We start from the raw sequence: 17481 nt of genomic DNA, 5'->3' as shown, positions 1-17481 counted from the left end.
ATTAATTGGTTTGACACTTATTATTAAATGAGTTATCATGACCTGTGAGGCTTGTAAAAGTAACCTTTTCCGGGTGGAAAGGGTTCATTTTTTGTGTGGGAACGCTCTGCTGGGATGCTGGGGATTTTGCACAATACGCTCACCTTAATATCCATATGGGAGGTTGAATCTGTTGTCCACGATTAAAAAACATCTATTCACATCAGAGTCTGTAACAGAAGGACATCCTGATAAAATTTGTGACCAAATTTCGGATGCTGTACTGGATGCATTTTTGGAAAATGATCCTAATGCGCGTGTGGCTTGTGAAGTATCTGTTGCCACAGGTCTGGTTCTTGTTATCGGTGAAATCAGCAGCAAATCGGAATACGTTGATATTCCGGCAATTGTGCGTAACACGATAAAAGAAATTGGTTATACACGTGCCAAGTACGGTTTCGATTACAATACATGTGCAGTACTAACTTCTTTGAATGAACAATCTGCAGATATTGCACAAGGTGTAAACTCTGCATTGGAAACACGTGATCCAGAGCAACTCAAGTTGGAAACTGAAAATATTGGTGCCGGTGATCAGGGTCTGATGTTTGGATTTGCAACGAACGAGACTCCTGAATTGATGCCTTTGCCTATCGCATTGTCTCATCGCATTGCTCGCCGTTTGTCGGAAGTACGTAAAGATGGCACACTAAACTATTTGCGCCCAGATGGTAAAACACAGGTAACTGTGGAATATCAGGATAACAAACCGATTCGTGTCGATGCGATTGTAGTCTCCACTCAGCATGCAGCTGATACATCGTTGCAACAAATTCAGGACGATATCCGCAAACATGTAATTTTGCCGGTAGTACCTGCTGAATTATTGGATGATGAAACAAAATACTTTATTAACCCAACAGGACGTTTTGTGATTGGTGGTCCTCAGGGTGACGCCGGATTGACTGGTCGCAAAATCATTGTGGATACATATGGCGGCTACGCACGTCATGGCGGGGGCGCTTTCTCCGGTAAAGATCCTACAAAAGTTGACCGCTCCGCTGCATATGCAGCACGCTATGTAGCCAAAAACATCATTGCAGCAGGTTTGGCTGATAAATGTGAAATTCAGTTGGCTTATGCTATTGGTGTAGCTAACCCGGTTTCCATTAATGTAGATACGTATGGTACAGGTAAAGTAGCGGAAGATAAGCTGGTGGAACTGATTCGTAAGCATTTTGATCTGCGTCCAACGGGCATTATCCGTATGCTGGATCTGCGTCGTCCTATTTATCGTCAAACTGCTGCGTACGGTCATTTTGGTCGTACAGATATAGATTTGCCTTGGGAACGTGTAGACAAAGCAGAGCTGTTGAAATCTGAAGCAGGTCTGTAAAATCTGTATTTTATGCATAATGATATGAATAATAAAAGCGAGATTGTATATTGAAATAGCAGTGGAATGATTGTTTATTCCGGCAACATAGTTTTTATGATGGTGTATGCGATTCAATATAATATGCTTTATTCATAGTAGCACTACGCTTAAAGAAAATATGGAATTTTAAAAGGAGAAGCCGCCGGGGACATTTACCGTGCGGTTTCTTTTATTTCTTTTCAATATACTGTTATTTTGGGATTATTCTATTCATCAGAAAATAAGGTGCTTGCAGTATCTTGTATACATATACTGTTTTATTAAGATTTGATTAGGCCAATCTCAAAACGTCTATTACAGCCCTCTTAGTCATGCCACGAATAAATATAACTTCTGAAATAAAGGGCATTGTACTATACTACAACTAGTGTGCATTGACTTTGCACAATGATAAGTTTGTTATGGAGTATGGATATGGACATTATTTTGCTGAATTACTGCAAATAGCGTAACTTTTTCGCTGTAGTGAAGTCTAACTGTATAAGGCTTTTTTTAGCATGTATGTAGATGTATATTGAACAATTGACTAGTAATTTTGAGGATAGGGGCGTTTGAATTGATGATTGGCAAAACAAAAACAATGACCAAATGGATTGCCTTGACTGTTGCAGGTGTGTTGTGGATTCAGCCTGTAGTCGAGTTGGGTATTCCCGCAGGCACATTGTTATCTACACATACGGCAAGTGCGGCTGCAACGACGAAACTAGATGAAAGCACTATTACGTCAGGAGCCAAATTGCTGCAATACCGATATCAAACTAGCCGCTCTGGTAAAACAGTGAACATTTTGGCTGATGTGGTACAGGTTGATTTACAAAATCCATACGTGAATCTGAATGTGATGACTGGTAAGAACGGTAAATTTACAACCCGTCAATCCGTAGAAGGCATGGCACAGGAAACAGGTGCGGTAGCTGGCGTGAACGGTGACTACTTCAATACAAGTGCAGAAGGCGTACCGATGGGGGCTCAAGTTTCGAACGGTGTTCTGATGTCTAGCCCTTCGCAGCTCAGCGGGATGTATGCATTTGGCGTTACCAAAAGTGGCACACCGATGATTGAGCAATTCAACTTTACTGGAAAAGTAACCGCAGAAGATGGTTCGACTTTTGATCTGGCTGGTATTAACCAAGCATCGTATATGACAGAACCAGATAAAACGTTCAGCCATACAAATAAAATGTATATTTATACGGATGCGTGGAAAGCGGTAGAGCGTCCAGCTAACAGTTCTACTACACCAACTGAAGTGTTGGTGCAGGATGGTGTGATTAAGCAGATTTCGCTGAATAAAGGCATTAATCAGACGGTACCGGCAGGCGCCTATATTTTGCGTGCTCATGGTACAGCAGCCAAATTTATTCAGCAACATATGACGGTTGGACAAAAAGTGACAGCTGATTATGCGCTACAAGTAAAATCTACTGGTAAAACGGTAAATCCATCTGATCTTGAAGTGATGATTGGTGGTCATACTATTCTGGTTGATCAGGGAAAAGCAACTTCTTTCTCACGTAGTGTATCGGCGCTTGGCGGTAATCGTGCACGTACAGCAGTCGGTTATTCTCAGGATGGACGGTATGCTTACATTGTTGCAGTAGAAGACAACAACAACAGTGCAGGGATGTCACTATACGAACTGCAATCCTTTATGACCTCCATCGGTGTTTGGAAAGGTCTGAATTTGGACGGCGGCGGTTCGACTACATTGGTTACACGTCCGCTGGGCGAGGATCAGGCTGACCTGACGTTTGAGACAGAATATGGTGGTACAACGCAGCGTAGCGTAGTCAACGGTCTAGGCGTGTACACAAGCGCGCCACAGGGCAGTGTAAAAGGGTTTAGTATCAGTGGGCCTAAGCAGCTTCTGCTTGGTCAGACAGCCACCTACACGGCCAAGGGTTATGATACGTACTATAATCCGATCAAAAACGATGCGATCAAGCCAACCTGGAAAGCGGGTAATAGCAATATCAAATGGAATGGCACTCAGTTCCAGGCGCTAAAATCAGGAACAGCCAAAGTCGTTGCTACTAGTAACGGCATCAGCACCAGCATGAATGTAGAAGTGGTCGGAGCAGAAGCGATCCAAAGTCTGACTCCAGCTACCAAAACGGCAAGTTTGAAAGCAGGTACTACGCTTTCGGTACCTGTAACTGCAACACTGAAAAATGGCTCCAATCTGACAATCGCTCCTGAAATGCTGAAATGGGAATTTGTCGGCTTTAAAGGAACGGTCAAAGGTGATCAGTTGACGATTAATTCGGTCAATAACGGTACGGACGTCGGTTACGCGATTGCACGTTATGACGGCTTTAGTACGATGATCGTCTTGACCAGCGGCGGAGCTGCTAGCAGTACATGGGAAGATTTTGAAAATGTGAATTACGGAATTAGCTTCCTTGGCAATCCAAGTGCGGTAACTGGATCAGCGACTGTTACTCAAGGAGCAGATGATCATTCTAATTCCAAAGCATTGCAATTAAGCTATGACATGACAGCCGGTACTGGTAAGAAATATGCTTATGTTCAGCTGAATGGTACTGCTGGCAAAGCATTGACTGCTGGATCGACAGCGATGTCAGTCGATGTGTATGGCGATCAAAGTTACAACTGGTTGCGTGGTGAAGTAACAGACGCTAATGGCAAAACGGTCTACATTGATCTGGCGAAGAGTATTAACTGGAAAGGTTGGAAAACACTCAACGTGGATCTGTCTGGACTGAATATCGCATATCCGGCTAAACTGAAACGCTTCTATGTAGTCAATGTGGAAGAAGGACAGGATGAACGCGCAGCGACAGGCATGATTCAGTTGGATAACATTAAACTAACCGGCACAGCTCAAACGCCGACGTATACGAATCCAACCGGTTCGCTAGCTATGACAGTTGGCAAAAAAACAGCTACACTTAATGGTACATCTCAATCGATCGATGCCGCACCAATGTTAAAAGACAATGCAACGTATATTCCTGTCAAATATATTGTTGATGCTTTTGGCGGTCAGGCTAACTGGAATCAAAGTAGCCAGCGTGTGACGATTTTGCGCTCTGGTCAGTTGATGGATTTGACAGTTGGTGACAAGGCATTTGTAGTAAATGGCAAGCGTCAAAGCTCTTCTGTGGCACCGGTTGTTGTATCTGGCAGGACTTTAGTCCCTCTGCGACTCGTGTCAGAACAGCTGGGATTAAACGTAAAATGGGATCAAACAACCAAGACGATTACTATCCAATCGTGATAAGTTATAATATGATATAAAAGTATCATTATAAATGACTTACAGAAATGGAGAAGATCAAGTGGAGTTCCACGCTGATGCGATAGATCACGTCATTAAGAACGCGACAAATGTAATGGAAAACAGCAAATACCAGATCTTTGAGATTCTGGACACTTCTCGTCGTGAGCTGCTGTCTCTCAATACCGAACTGGAATTGGTATTGCGTGAGACAGCAGAGACGATTGAGAAAGTGGATCAGCTCGAAGTCGGTTATCGCAGTTCCCGAATCAGACTGACTGAGGTAAGTCGTGACTTTGTGCGGTATAATGAAGAAGATATCAAGCAAGCCTACGAGAGGGCGACTCAGCTGCAGCTTGATCTGATGATATATCGCGAAAAAGAAATGTATCTAAAAGCGCGGCGCGACGACCTGCAAAAACGGGTAAAGAATGTAGAAAGCTCTATCGAGCGTGCCGAAACGATCGGTTCGCAAATGGGAGTTGTACTGGAATATCTGTCCGGCGAGCTTAATCAAGTAACCCGTATTATCGAATCAGCTAAAAATCGGCAATTAATCGGCTTGAAAATCATTCTGGCGCAGGAAGATGAACGGAAACGTATTTCCCGCGAAATCCATGACGGACCAGCACAATTGCTGGCAAACCTAGTTCTTAGGACCGAAATTGTGGAAAGAATGATTACAAAGCAGGATTATGCTATGGTCAAAGACGAAATAATAGATTTAAAAGCGCAAGTGCGTTCTAGTCTAGAAGAAATGAGAAAAGTCATCTTTAACTTAAGACCGATGGCCCTTGATGATCTGGGGCTTATTCCAACTCTGCGGAAGTATGTTCAGGATTATGAGGATAAAACCAAAATCCGATCCATTTTTGAAACCAGAGGCAAGGAATACCGGCTTAGTTCCGCCATGGAAGCTGCTATCTATCGCCTGGTTCAGGAGGCGCTAACGAATGCATCCAAGCATGCCGAGCCTACGTATGTAACAGTCATCATTACATTCCAGGCCCAGATTGTGAAGCTGACCGTAGAAGATAACGGAAAGGGCTTTAATCTGGAAAAAGTAGAACAGCGCACCAAAGACCATAATAATTTTGGTCTGATTGGTATGCGGGAACGCGTCGAATTGCTTGACGGTAGAATGGAAATTGAATCTGCCGAAAATCAGGGGACGAAAATTGTGATTCATATTCCAACGAATGTGGAAAAGTGAAAGGAGTAACAGGATGGAAAACCATGATTACGGCTCTAAAAAGATCAAAATACTATTGGCCGATGATCATCAACTATTCCGCGAAGGTCTAAAGCGCATCCTTAATATGGAGGATGATCTGGAGGTTATCGGTGAATGTGGAGATGGCATTCAAGTATTGGAGTTCTGTAACCACACTCCACCGGAAGTAGTGTTGATGGATATCAACATGCCAATCGAGAACGGTGTAGAAGCAACGGAGAAATTGCGTGAGCTTTTCCCGGATATCAAGGTTATCATTCTGTCTATCCATGACGATGAGAGCTATGTGTTTGAAACGCTGCGCAAAGGTGCTTCCGGCTACTTGCTAAAAGATATGGAAGCCGAGTCTTTGGTTAACGCCATCCGCTCGGTAGTGGAAGGTCACGCCTATATCCATCCAAAAGTAACGGGCAAGCTGATTCAGCAACTGCGCCGCATGACATATGTGAATGAAACGGGTACATTGGCAGACAATAACAACAATGGTGATACTGGCGTGAAATTCGTAGCTGGTGACGATAACCCATTGACTCGCCGTGAAGCTGAAGTACTGCGTCTGATGGCAGAAGGTAAAAGTAACAAGATGATCGGTGAATACCTGTTCATCAGTGAAAAAACAGTGAAAAACCATGTCAGCAGTATTTTGCAGAAGATGGAAGTGGACGATCGTACACAAGCTGTTATTAATTCCATTAAACATGGCTGGGTTACACTGTAATTCCAGACTGCGCAAATCCGGTATTGCTTGCCGGATGTAAAGCGTTCATAATGAACACAACAAGTGAAGCACACTGTTCCTGTGAAGGGATAGTGTGCTTTTTTATGTTTTGAAGAGGAGTGATTGGTACGAAATTACATGTATACGCTGTGGAATATGAACAGGAACTGCAAATCGAAGTATCATTGGATTTGCGAGTGGATCTTTTGTGGTGGACAGCTAACAATAGAAAGGGAAAAGCTGTTCAGCGCATTTGGCTGATCGCTACTGATCGTCCAGCTGGTTGGGCTTTGCAATACAGACACATTGTAAAGTCTCATTTGCATCCAGCGCCATCGCTGTTATGGCAAGCTGAACAGGGCTACACACAACAAGGGCAGAGCTTATTAGCAACGTATCGTTCAGGCGATATGAAGGGCAATATCATGGATTCATCTACAAAACGACAACTGGTGTGTGGTGCCATTTTCATTACGGGTTTGTTAAATGGCAGATCATTGCTAGTGTCGGAATTTCAGAATGTCATAGAAGATCGTCAATCGCCGTATCTGAATAGCTGGCGTAGCTGTGTACAGCTTGCTTATTTACAAAAGCAGATTCGTCTGCTCAGTGCTGTTTATGTACAAGAACCAATAACTGCCAAAATGTCTGTTGTAGATCGTTTCCAGCAACGCCTAGCTATGTTATCTGCACAATCGCAGTCATTGCATCATCATCATTCATCCCATTCAAGTCGTTGTCGGCGATGTAACAGTACGAAGATCGTCTATACACCGTGTGCCAGCTGTGGATCATCAAGCTGCGGATATTGTGAAGAATGCCTTACTATGGGACGTAGCAGAGAATGTGGGATATTGTTGCAAGCAGTTCGTCCACCGATTACCAATAGAAGCATTGCTGCTCCAACGATTGAACGTTCAACCAATGTTTCCCGTGAAACATTGCAGCAACTTCAGGACAGTTGGGGACTAAGTGTGCCACAAGCACAGGCAGCTGGAACAGCATTATTATTTTTACAAGATCAATTGCAGGTTTATCCAGAAGCATTTCTATATAAAAAGATAACAAGTATACAACGTATATATTCAGCATTACATAATCATTTAGCTGCTAGGTATAGTCATAAGAAAATTACGTATGCTCAACAAAATCCTACTGTGGAACAATCAACCTACAATCAGCAATCTCGCTTTCTAATATGGGCAGTGACAGGCGCCGGCAAAACCGAAATGACATTTCCATTAGTAGATTATATGATTCAGCAGCAAGGACGTGTTCTGATCGCTACACCGCGGCGAGATGTAGTGTTAGAGCTGGCACCACGCATCAGCAGAGCTTTTCCAGCACAGACGGTAACTGTATTGTATGGTGGCAGTGAGCAGCGCTGGCAGGAAGGACAAATTGTCATTGCAACTACGCATCAATTGCTTCGTTATGGAGCGGCGTTTGATCTGGTTATTATCGACGAAATCGATGCTTTTCCGTACGAAGGCAATCCTATGTTGCAATATGCTGCTAGTCAGGTGTGCTTGCCGCATGGGAAATATGTATATTTATCAGCTACTCCTTCTAAAGAATTACAGAAGCAAATCCAATATGGAACGCTCGCACATGCCAAAGTACCAGCACGTTTTCACGGTCATCCTCTTCCTGTTCCACATTGGTTGAGAATGGCTCCATTTTCCTACTGGCGCCAAAAGAATAGCATTCCACCATCGTTGATCATTAAGCTACGTCATTCTATCGAACGTGATGCCCAAATATTCTGGTTTGTGCCAAGAATTGATTGGATTACAGATATGGTGACACTCATCCAACATCATTTTCCTCATCTGGTGGTGGTAGGAACGTCCTCACAGGATGCATATCGCGCTGAAAAGGTCATGGCATTTCGTGATCGGCATATTCGTTTACTTGTGACAACGACGATTTTGGAGAGAGGAGTTACCGTACCGCAGAGCGACGTATATATAATAGAAGCCAATCATTCTGTCTACCGTACAGCTGCCCTTATTCAGATGGCTGGACGAGCAGGACGTTCCAAAGAAGATCCAGCAGGGCAGGTTATATTTGCTGCTACCGAGCGGACAGCTTCTCAACAAGAAGCAATTCGGCAAATTCGCTATATGAACAAAGCCGCACGCAAGGAGGGCTACCTAAAATGAGACTCAGGAATATTTTCTCATTTTTACATAAACAATGGCAGACTTCCTGGTACCCTCAACATGATTGCTGTATCGTCTGCAATCGCAATATAGCGTCGCATGGAGCATATCCCGGTCTATGCTCCACATGTGCAGCACGCATTCCATGGATCATTGATCTGAAATGTAGAGTATGCGGGAGAGCAGAGCTATGTCCAGATTGTCGGCGGCAGTCGTTTGCACAGCGTGCATTTATGCTTAATCGTAGTGCGGTCTCTTATACGCCGGATGTACGGCAATGGCTAGCCGAATACAAATATCGAGGTAATGAGCGATATGCTGCATTGTTTGGAGTATTGATGGAGCATGGCTACTATCGCATGCAAACCGAATTATCCTTACATTACCGTAGGTTCTGGCGACCCGACATGATTACCTGGGTGCCAGCTAGTACAGATCGCCTGCAAAGTCGTGGATTTGATCAAGCCCAAGTGATGGCGGAACAACTGGCAGCACAATTGCGAATCCCTTGTATATCGTTATTGGAGCGTAATCGTCACACAAACAAGCAAAGCTCGCAAGGACGTGCTGGAAGGCAGCGTAATGTACAAGGTATTTTCTCATGTTTGCCGCAGGCAGGTGACTGGCTTGCACAATGGGAAGAGAATGAGGATAATAAACAGCATTATCGTCAGGAACAGCATACCAAGCTTTCGCCTAAACATGTATTATCTCGTTCTTTGTCCTTGTATAGGACGCTAAATCATCCCTTCCTATTTGATAATGCCAAAGAAAAGCAGCAGCCACGAATCATGCAGCTACTGCTTATTGATGATATCTATACAACAGGAAGTACAATAAATAGCTGTGCGATTGCTTTACAGGAAAGTGCGCAGCGACAATATAGTCAGCTTCGCATCTTCTCACTTACTTGTGCACGTTCTTGATGCAGCAAGTAGCTACAACTTTATTTATCAAAAGGTTGTTTTAATGAATCTATAAAGTGGTGATCATATCTATGCTCTGTTTGCTTCCATGTCGTCAAACGTATGACAATTTATAGAACTCAGCCTACACACATACGCAAATCTCACAATTTTAACATATAACACTAATAAAATGACGCTTAATTTACGATATAAATAAAGACATCTTATTTAATAACTGTGAAGCTGGGCCATATAGATTGTACAGAATGACAGGAGGCAAACAGCAATGAACTTAGGAAATTGTCCTCAGTGCGGGAAATTGTATGTATTGAATTTAAGAGGAATGTGCAGTGACTGTATCAAAAAGATTGAGCGTCAATACGAGGATTGCAATCATTATCTGCGCCAAAATAGAGGAGCTACCATTACCGATCTGTCCGAAGCGACGGAAGTTCCTATCAAGCAGATCACTCAATTTATTCGTGAAGGTCGCATCTCCATCGCCAATGCGCCCAATATGGGATATGCCTGTGAAGTATGCGGGACAGTTATCCGCGAAGGCAATATGTGCGATTCATGCCGCTCACGCCTTACCAAAGATATTCGTCATGCTTATGAAGAACCGGCAGAACAGCCGAAAGAAGAACACGGTACTAAGAACCAGGGAGCATACCGAATTGTCGACAAATTCCGAAAAGACTAGAAATATTTCCTATTCCTAGTCAAATAACGACATTTCCTAGTACTATCAGAGTGTTAAAGCTTGCATAGCTGTGCAGGATTGGGACTTAAGAAACGAAAAAAATTACTACGTAATTAACCACTTTAAGACTATAAAAATTGATGCGAAAGTGGTCGATAATCTTAGTAACAACAAATTCGGTTGTCTTAATGATACCAGGAACCTTCTTATTCCGACTATCACCCAACCTTCCTGTTATCTCAAAAGGACTTCCTAATTTTGAAAAGACGGTCCACCTTCCCGACGCATATGACACCATGAAGTAGGAACTCTTTCTCAAATTTACTAAGGAGTGTGTAAAAAACTATGAAAATTAACGATACACAACGTGTAGGGGCAATTAACCCATATCAACGCAGTGCAGAAGCCAAAGCCGTAACGAACGAAAAGAAAGCTAATCGCAAAGACGAAGTTTCGATCTCGCCGGAAGCTATGGAAATGTTGCAAGCCAATGCAACGCAAGCGTCTGCTGATGCAGAACGTGCACAAAAAATTCAAAGTCTGAAAGCGCAAGTAGCTGCTGGGACGTATCAAGTGGATGCAGGAGCCCTGGCTGACAAACTACTGCCTTTCTTAAAAGGAACGGGGAATTAATCAATGAGTGGAACTGTGCAGCCGCTGGTGGCCAAGTTAAAAGAACTGAATGAAAGTCACCTGCAAATGATTGAACTGGGAGAAAGCAAAAAGCAGGCCGTCATCAAAAACAATGTGAATGAACTGATTGCTGTAATGAATCAGGAATCCAAATTAGCCAAGCATATTGGACAACAGGAACAGGAACGTGAGCAATTGGTATACGCCTTCCTGCTGGACAGAGGCATTAAGTCCAAACTGCGTCTGAATCTTGCTGAACTAGCTCGCCTTGTATTTGATCCCGCTGAGAAGCAACAACTGCTGGATGTTAGCTCCGAACTGTTCGATACCCTGCAGCAGTTCCAACAGCTTAATGACCTTAATAAACAGCTCATTCAACAGGCTTTGGATTACGTGGATCTTTCATTGGAAATGATGACGCTTGTTCCGGAACAGGAAGCAACGTACCAGCATCCGGCAGACAAAGCATATGGCGCTACCCGCTCGGGATTATTTGATACACGAGGTTAATATTAGGAGGATCATATGACATCAACATTTCATTCCATTGAGACGTCACGCCGGAGTCTGAGCACCACAACGACATCTTTAAATACTGTTTCTCATAACATTGCCAACGCAAATACAGCTGGTTATTCGCGGCAGGTGGTACATACAAGTGCCACTAATCCCCTGGAAGCAGTGGCCTTCCGCAATTCGACCAACTCCGGACAAATCGGTACAGGTGTGGAAGCAACCTCGATTCAGCGTGTTCGCTCCATGTTCCTGGATACACAATACCGTAATGAGAATGCTTCCCAGGGAAGCTGGAGCGTCAAAGCGGATACTCTTAGCAAGCTGGAGACGATCGTCAACGAACCTTCGGATACCGGTTTGCAAACCGTATTGAACAACTACTGGACTGCTTGGTCCAGCCTTAGCAATGATCCGCAAAGCACAACCAACCAGAAAGTATTAAAAGAAAATACACTTGCTCTTACTGATGCAATGAATCAGATGAGCAAACAACTGGATACATTGAGTACAGATTTGACATCGAGCGTAGCACTGGATGTATCGACTGCCAACTCACTGTTATCAACCGTAGGAACACTCAACCAGAACATTATGAAAATCGAAGCTCAAGGCAATGATGCCAACGATCTTCGTGACCAACGTGACTATGCTATCGATCAACTGTCCAAATATGGTAACGTATCGGTGACTGAATTGAGCACAGGTTATCAGGTGACTTTTGGTGGACAACAGGTAGTAACTAGCGGTACCGTTACTCCGCTTACAGCTGCTGGTGTGCAAACAGCTTATGAGAATGGCACACTGACTGGCGGAGAAATTCAAGGTATGTTGTATTCTCGTGACCAGTACGTTGCTGATCAAAAAACGCAGCTCAATCAATTGGCGAATACGATTGCCAACGGTTCGGTTAGTGTAACATTGCCATCAGGTTCGGTCATTCCAGAAGGAACAGTACTAAACGGTGTGACTTATTCCGATGCAGCAGGCAACCGGACATTAACTTCTGACTTGACGGTTACTGTCAATGGAATTAACGGTCTGCATAAACTGGGCTATAATAGTTCCGGTGAAGCTGGCGGCGACTTTTTCAGTACTTCGGATGGTAGTGGTACGATTACAGCAGGCAATATTACGTTGAATACAACACTTCAGAATGATCCAAGCCAAATTGCCTTCTCTCTGCGTACGACAGGTACAGGAACCAATGAGAAGGTTGTTGCCGGTAACGGTGGACTTGCTTTGATCATGTCTGAATTACAAGGCGACAAAATGGATTTTGGTGGTAGCACGCCAACAACGATCCAAGATTATTTTAATGGTATGGTAGGTCAATTGGCTGTTGATTCGCAAGAAGCGACACGTCAATCAACGAATGCACAGACATTAACCGATCAGGTAGATTCTAGTCGTCAATCCATCAGTGGCGTTTCGCTGGATGAAGAAATGACCGATCTGCTCAAATTCCAGCATGCTTACAGTGCTGCTTCACGCTTCATGACGACAATGGACCAAATGCTGGACCGTTTGATTAACAGCACGGGTAGAGTTGGACTTTAATAAATAAGGAGTAGATCGCATATGGGAATCCGTATTACCTCAACGATGATGTCGAATCAGACACTGCGCAACCTGAATAACAACATGAATACAATGAATGATCTGAATAATCAATCGTCAACTGGTAAAAAAATTAACAAAGCATCGGATGATCCGGTCGGTACAACGTATTCACTCCGCTATCGTGCTGAGCTGAATTCCAACAAGCAATATCAGACTAACACCGATAATGCGGAAAGTTGGCTCAATTATTCCGATACCGTTATGGGTCAAGCTGGCGATATTATGACTCGGATCAAAGAACTAACAACACAAGCAAGTACAGGCACAACGGAAAGTGGCGGTTTGACAGCGATCAGTGATGAGCTGAAAGAGTTGAAAAAACAACTGGTTGATATCGGTAACAGCCAATTGACCGGCAAATATATTTTCAATGGTCAACAGTCTGAAACAAAACCATATCAATTATCTGATTCTGTAACGAGTTATTCCAATGTTGCAACCGATACTGGTTCTATTACCTATGGTATCAGTGAACAGGTATCGCTTGGTGTGAGTACGAGTGGTAATGACTTTTTTGGTAGCAGTACGGATACTGACAATGTATTTTCAGTAATTGATCGTCTGACTACAGCGATGGACAGTGGAGATTCTTCTACAGTCAGTAGCGAGTTGGATAATATCCAGAGCAGAGCGACCAAAATGTCAGCTGCTCGTTCCGAAGTCGGTGCCAAAACGAACCGTGTGGAATTGGTGAAGAGTCGTTTGGAAGACCGCGAACTGAATGTAACAACACTTCAATCTGATGTTGAAGATGCCGATATTTCAGAAGTGTTGATCAAGACAACAACAGCACAAACGATTTATCAGGCAGCACTGCAAACTTCTGCTTCTGTTATGAAGATGTCTCTTGTTAATTTCTTGAGTTAAACTTACAATATACACCATAAAGGTAAATTTAAAAGGCTATGGACTACCTCTGTCCGTAGCCTTTTCTTGAAACTAAGGAGGATTCTGCATCCATGTCCAATTCATCCATTTCACCGGATCATACAACTACTTTGGAAGAGAACAGCTACCATTTTGCCAAAGGCATTCCTGGGTTCCCTGAACTGAATCAGTACACTGTTGTTCCGCAATATGAATCATTTAGTTTATTACAAGCAGTCGATAATCCGCATGTTAGTTTTATCATAGTCGATCCATTCGTATTTTTCCCGCAATATGAATTTGAATTGCCTCAAGATGTTCAGGAAGAGCTGGAGATCAATGATGAACAGCATGTGGCGGTACGTTGTATCGTAACCTGGCATACGCAATCCGAGAAGATCACAATGAATCTGGCAGCTCCTATCATATTCAATGTGGAGCAACAGCAGGCAAAACAGATTATTTTGCAAAATACTCCTTACACAACCAAGCATCCACTACAATCCCGGACGAATAAACAGACGAAGGAGGAGTTGTAATTATGCTCGTACTATCGCGTAAAAAAGGCGAATCCATCATCATTGATGATCAAATTGAAATTACAGTTCTGTCCGTTGACGCCGATACAATCAAAATCGGCATTGCTGCGCCTAAGAACATTGATATTTATCGTAAAGAGGTTTACGAAACGATCCAATTAAGTAATCAGCATGCTGCGGTAGGACCGGAACTGTTGGAACAATGGAAAAAGCAACAAAGCCAACTGACCAAACAGAAAGACGCTTAAATCCAGAAATATATTATTAAAATTAATTTTAAAAAAATGTAAAATGGCTATAAACAAAGCCTGAGACAGTGACGATATATATTATAGAGCGGTAAGGCGGGTACGATCGGCTCGCTAAATCGCCAAAATAAACCACATGGACGTGGGAACGTACCTTCAAGGAGGAAATAATATCATGATTATCAACCACAATATTGCAGCGTTAAACACTCAGCGTAACCTGAACCTGAACAGTGCTTCTTCAAGCAAAAGTATGGAGAAATTGTCTTCCGGTATGCGTATCAACCGTGCAGCAGATGATGCAGCGGGTCTGTCGATCTCTGAATCGATGCGCGGTCAAATTCGCGGTCTGGAACAAGCTTCCCGTAACGCACAAGACGGTATCTCGTATGTACAAACAGCTGAGGGTGCAATGAACGAAGTCAGCTCCATGCTGACACGTATGAAAGAACTGAACGTACAAAAAGCCAGCGGAACTTACTCTTCCACTGACAAAGCGAACATCAACCAAGAGTTGGGCGAGTTGGGTACACAAATCGACAACATCATGTCCCAAACAACCTTCAACGGTATCAGCATCACGAAGGGTGTTACGATCCAAGTTGGCGACAAAACTGGCGTAACCATCTCGATCGGTGCCATCACTACAGGTAGCTTCAAAGGTTTGACTTCTGCTTCTACACTGAGCAGCATTGAAACAGCGATCCAATCGGTAGCAACAGAGCGCGCGAAACTGGGTGCTAAGCAAAACCGTCTGGAATACACTTCGAACAACCTGGGTACAACTACTGAGAACCTGACAGCAGCGGAATCCAACATCCGTGATACTGACATGGCTTCTGAGATGGTAAAACTGACTAAAAACAACATCTTGGTACAAGCAGCACAATCCATGCTGTCCCAAGCTAACTCTGCACCACAAGGCGTACTGTCCCTGCTGCGTTAATATTAAGCGGTGGCGATCTCGCCAATCTAAAAGACCCTGGAATGTTCAGGGTCTTTTTTTCTTTGCATGTCACTTCTTCAAACAGAATCTGATGATGCGATCTAAAATCATCATGACTCTTACATCTATTTGTATACGACTGTCTATAGGTGACGAACGCAAAATTAATTATAAAAATGGGATAAAAAGGTTCCATTTGCTATAAACAATTCAGGTACAAGCGACGATATATATTATAGAGCGGTAAGGCGGGAGCAATCAGCTCGCTGAATCGCCAAAATAAACCACATGGACGTGGGAACGTACCTTCAAGGAGGAAATAATATCATGATTATCAACCACAATATTGCAGCGTTAAACACTCAGCGTAACCTGAACCTGAACAGTGCTTCTTCGAGCAAAAGTATGGAGAAATTGTCTTCCGGTATGCGTATCAACCGTGCAGCAGATGATGCAGCGGGTCTGTCGATCTCTGAATCGATGCGCGGTCAAATTCGCGGTCTGGAACAAGCTTCCCGTAACGCACAAGATGGTATCTCGTATGTACAAACAGCTGAGGGTGCAATGAACGAAGTCAGCTCCATGCTGACACGTATGAAAGAACTGAATGTACAAAAAGCCAGCGGAACTTACTCTTCCACTGACAAAGCGAACATCAACCAAGAGTTGGGCGAGCTGGGTACACAAATCGACAACATCATGTCCCAAACAACCTTCAACGGTATCAGCATCACGAAGGGTGTTACCATCCAAGTTGGCGACAAAACTGGTGTAACCATCTCGATCGGTGCTATCACTACTACAAGCTTCAAAAACCTGACTTCTACAACAAGCCTGAGCAGCATCGAAACAGCAATCCAATCGGTAGCAACAGAGCGCGCGAAACTGGGTGCTAAGCAAAACCGTCTGGAATACACTTCGAACAACCTGGGTACAACTACTGAGAACCTGACAGCAGCGGAATCCAACATCCGTGACACTGATATGGCTTCTGAGATGGTAAAACTGACTAAAAACAACATCTTGGTACAAGCAGCACAATCCATGCTGTCCCAAGCTAACTCTGCACCACAAGGCGTACTGTCCCTGCTGCGTTAATATTAAGCGGTGGCGATCTCGCCAAGTCAAGAGGTCCTGGAATCCTAGGACCTCTTGTTTTTATATTATGTATCATTTCCCGATTGCGAAAAAATGGATATTACGATAAGGTACTACGCACTATTTTACCTATTATTTACCGGGAAATATGAAATTTATATTCAATGCTCTTCCAATAGAGCCGATATATATAATAACAGGCAAGATATGAAATCATTCATCCCACCGGGTATTATACCGGGAAAAGAGGTGTTCTAATGAAGATGAACGTTTCAGCAACAGGCTCAGCCAATCCCAATCTGCTACATATTACTCCAAGCGAACCTGTGCAGATTAATGCCATTCCAATTCAGGAAGATACGGCAAGTGATCCGTCAGTTCAAGTGGTGTCCGTCGATGATAAGAAAAAAGTCGAGGAGATGGAGCGAATCACGCGGGCTATGCAAGGTCCGAATGTTAGCCTCCAAATATCGGTACATGATAAATTAAATGCGATTATGATCAAAGTTTATGATAAAGACAACGGTAACCTTATTCGTGAAATTCCACCTGAAAAAACACTGGATGCCGTTGCGAAAATGCTTGAAAATGCAGGCATTTTGGTCGATAAAAAAGTATAGGGAGGAAT

The 17481-nt window shown here is 43.4% G+C and carries 16 protein-coding genes; all 16 read left to right on the top strand.

The features are described from left to right. The first annotated feature begins 172 nt into the window (after positions 1 to 172). The 16 genes from metK to ACE3MZ_RS20645 all read left to right on the top strand — a co-directional run bounded on the left by metK (position 173) and on the right by ACE3MZ_RS20645 (position 17473). Positions 173 to 1375, top strand: coding sequence for a methionine adenosyltransferase (metK, locus tag ACE3MZ_RS20720; RefSeq protein ID WP_411343979.1), 1203 nt, complete (start codon positions 173 to 175; stop codon positions 1373 to 1375). A gap of 601 nt (positions 1376 to 1976) precedes the next feature. Then, positions 1977 to 4658 (top strand): stalk domain-containing protein, encoded by a 2682-nt coding sequence (locus tag ACE3MZ_RS20715; RefSeq protein WP_411343978.1) that lies wholly within the window; start codon positions 1977 to 1979, stop codon positions 4656 to 4658. 61 nt (positions 4659 to 4719) lie between these two features. Then, positions 4720 to 5871 carry a sensor histidine kinase gene (locus ACE3MZ_RS20710; protein ID WP_411343977.1) on the top strand — a complete coding sequence of 384 codons (1152 nt, stop codon included), beginning with the start codon at positions 4720 to 4722 and terminating at the stop codon, positions 5869 to 5871. 13 nt (positions 5872 to 5884) lie between these two features. Further along, positions 5885 to 6610, top strand: a complete 726-nt coding sequence (locus tag ACE3MZ_RS20705) for a response regulator transcription factor (RefSeq protein WP_322906498.1) — start codon at positions 5885 to 5887, stop codon at positions 6608 to 6610. Positions 6611 to 6729: 119 nt separating this feature from the next. Beyond that, positions 6730 to 8775, top strand: a complete 2046-nt coding sequence (locus ACE3MZ_RS20700) for a DEAD/DEAH box helicase (RefSeq protein WP_411343976.1) — start codon at positions 6730 to 6732, stop codon at positions 8773 to 8775. A 407-nt stretch (positions 8776 to 9182) separates the two neighbouring features. After that, entirely contained in the window at positions 9183 to 9701 is a 519-nt protein-coding gene (locus tag ACE3MZ_RS20695; RefSeq protein ID WP_411343975.1) for a ComF family protein, read from the top strand. 268 nt (positions 9702 to 9969) lie between these two features. After that, the gene (locus tag ACE3MZ_RS20690; protein WP_411343974.1) at positions 9970 to 10386 is read left to right on the top strand and encodes a TIGR03826 family flagellar region protein; all 417 of its coding nucleotides are present in this window, start codon (positions 9970 to 9972) and stop codon (positions 10384 to 10386) included. A gap of 345 nt (positions 10387 to 10731) precedes the next feature. Continuing rightward, the gene (flgM, locus tag ACE3MZ_RS20685) at positions 10732 to 11019 is read left to right on the top strand and encodes a flagellar biosynthesis anti-sigma factor FlgM (RefSeq protein WP_411343973.1); all 288 of its coding nucleotides are present in this window, start codon (positions 10732 to 10734) and stop codon (positions 11017 to 11019) included. 3 nt (positions 11020 to 11022) lie between these two features. Then, positions 11023 to 11529 (top strand): flagellar protein FlgN, encoded by a 507-nt coding sequence (locus tag ACE3MZ_RS20680; protein WP_411343972.1) that lies wholly within the window; start codon positions 11023 to 11025, stop codon positions 11527 to 11529. A gap of 15 nt (positions 11530 to 11544) precedes the next feature. Continuing rightward, positions 11545 to 13092 carry a flagellar hook-associated protein FlgK gene (gene flgK / locus ACE3MZ_RS20675; RefSeq protein WP_411343971.1) on the top strand — a complete coding sequence of 516 codons (1548 nt, stop codon included), beginning with the start codon at positions 11545 to 11547 and terminating at the stop codon, positions 13090 to 13092. Between the two features lie 21 nt (positions 13093 to 13113). Further along, positions 13114 to 14022, top strand: a complete 909-nt coding sequence (gene flgL, locus ACE3MZ_RS20670; protein ID WP_411343970.1) for a flagellar hook-associated protein FlgL — start codon at positions 13114 to 13116, stop codon at positions 14020 to 14022. Between the two features lie 92 nt (positions 14023 to 14114). Then, entirely contained in the window at positions 14115 to 14561 is a 447-nt protein-coding gene (gene fliW / locus ACE3MZ_RS20665) for a flagellar assembly protein FliW (RefSeq protein ID WP_411343969.1), read from the top strand. Between the two features lie 2 nt (positions 14562 to 14563). Then, a complete protein-coding gene (gene csrA / locus ACE3MZ_RS20660) occupies positions 14564 to 14809 on the top strand; it encodes a carbon storage regulator CsrA (protein ID WP_411343968.1) in 246 nt (81 codons plus the stop codon). Positions 14810 to 14984: 175 nt separating this feature from the next. Continuing rightward, positions 14985 to 15755 carry a flagellin gene (locus ACE3MZ_RS20655; RefSeq protein ID WP_411343967.1) on the top strand — a complete coding sequence of 257 codons (771 nt, stop codon included), beginning with the start codon at positions 14985 to 14987 and terminating at the stop codon, positions 15753 to 15755. A gap of 327 nt (positions 15756 to 16082) precedes the next feature. After that, positions 16083 to 16853: a flagellin gene (locus tag ACE3MZ_RS20650; RefSeq protein WP_411343966.1), complete on the top strand. Its 771-nt coding sequence runs from the start codon at positions 16083 to 16085 to the stop codon at positions 16851 to 16853. 257 nt (positions 16854 to 17110) lie between these two features. Next, complete coding sequence (locus ACE3MZ_RS20645) at positions 17111 to 17473, top strand: flagellar protein FlaG (RefSeq protein ID WP_411343965.1); 363 nt, start codon at positions 17111 to 17113, stop codon at positions 17471 to 17473. Positions 17474 to 17481: the final 8 nt, after the last annotated feature.

The sequence above is a fragment of the Paenibacillus sp. WLX1005 genome (assembly GCF_046603685.1).
Classification (GTDB): domain Bacteria; phylum Bacillota; class Bacilli; order Paenibacillales; family Paenibacillaceae; genus Saccharibacillus.
This window is presented reverse-complemented; position numbering and strand designations above follow the sequence as displayed.

What these genes read in the sequence shown, in the direction of transcription:
- csrA (WP_411343968.1), top strand. Translation starts at nt 14,564, where the DNA reads ATGCTCGTACTATCGCGTAAAAAAGGCGAATCCATCATCATTGATGAT.
- ACE3MZ_RS20705 (WP_322906498.1), top strand. Translation starts at nt 5,885, where the DNA reads ATGGAAAACCATGATTACGGCTCTAAAAAGATCAAAATACTATTGGCC.
- flgL (WP_411343970.1), top strand. Translation starts at nt 13,114, where the DNA reads ATGGGAATCCGTATTACCTCAACGATGATGTCGAATCAGACACTGCGC.
- flgM (WP_411343973.1), top strand. Translation starts at nt 10,732, where the DNA reads ATGAAAATTAACGATACACAACGTGTAGGGGCAATTAACCCATATCAA.
- ACE3MZ_RS20715 (WP_411343978.1), top strand. Translation starts at nt 1,977, where the DNA reads ATGATTGGCAAAACAAAAACAATGACCAAATGGATTGCCTTGACTGTT.
- ACE3MZ_RS20690 (WP_411343974.1), top strand. Translation starts at nt 9,970, where the DNA reads ATGAACTTAGGAAATTGTCCTCAGTGCGGGAAATTGTATGTATTGAAT.
- ACE3MZ_RS20655 (WP_411343967.1), top strand. Translation starts at nt 14,985, where the DNA reads ATGATTATCAACCACAATATTGCAGCGTTAAACACTCAGCGTAACCTG.
- ACE3MZ_RS20680 (WP_411343972.1), top strand. Translation starts at nt 11,023, where the DNA reads ATGAGTGGAACTGTGCAGCCGCTGGTGGCCAAGTTAAAAGAACTGAAT.
- ACE3MZ_RS20695 (WP_411343975.1), top strand. Translation starts at nt 9,183, where the DNA reads ATGATTACCTGGGTGCCAGCTAGTACAGATCGCCTGCAAAGTCGTGGA.
- ACE3MZ_RS20645 (WP_411343965.1), top strand. Translation starts at nt 17,111, where the DNA reads ATGAAGATGAACGTTTCAGCAACAGGCTCAGCCAATCCCAATCTGCTA.
- ACE3MZ_RS20650 (WP_411343966.1), top strand. Translation starts at nt 16,083, where the DNA reads ATGATTATCAACCACAATATTGCAGCGTTAAACACTCAGCGTAACCTG.
- fliW (WP_411343969.1), top strand. Translation starts at nt 14,115, where the DNA reads ATGTCCAATTCATCCATTTCACCGGATCATACAACTACTTTGGAAGAG.
- flgK (WP_411343971.1), top strand. Translation starts at nt 11,545, where the DNA reads ATGACATCAACATTTCATTCCATTGAGACGTCACGCCGGAGTCTGAGC.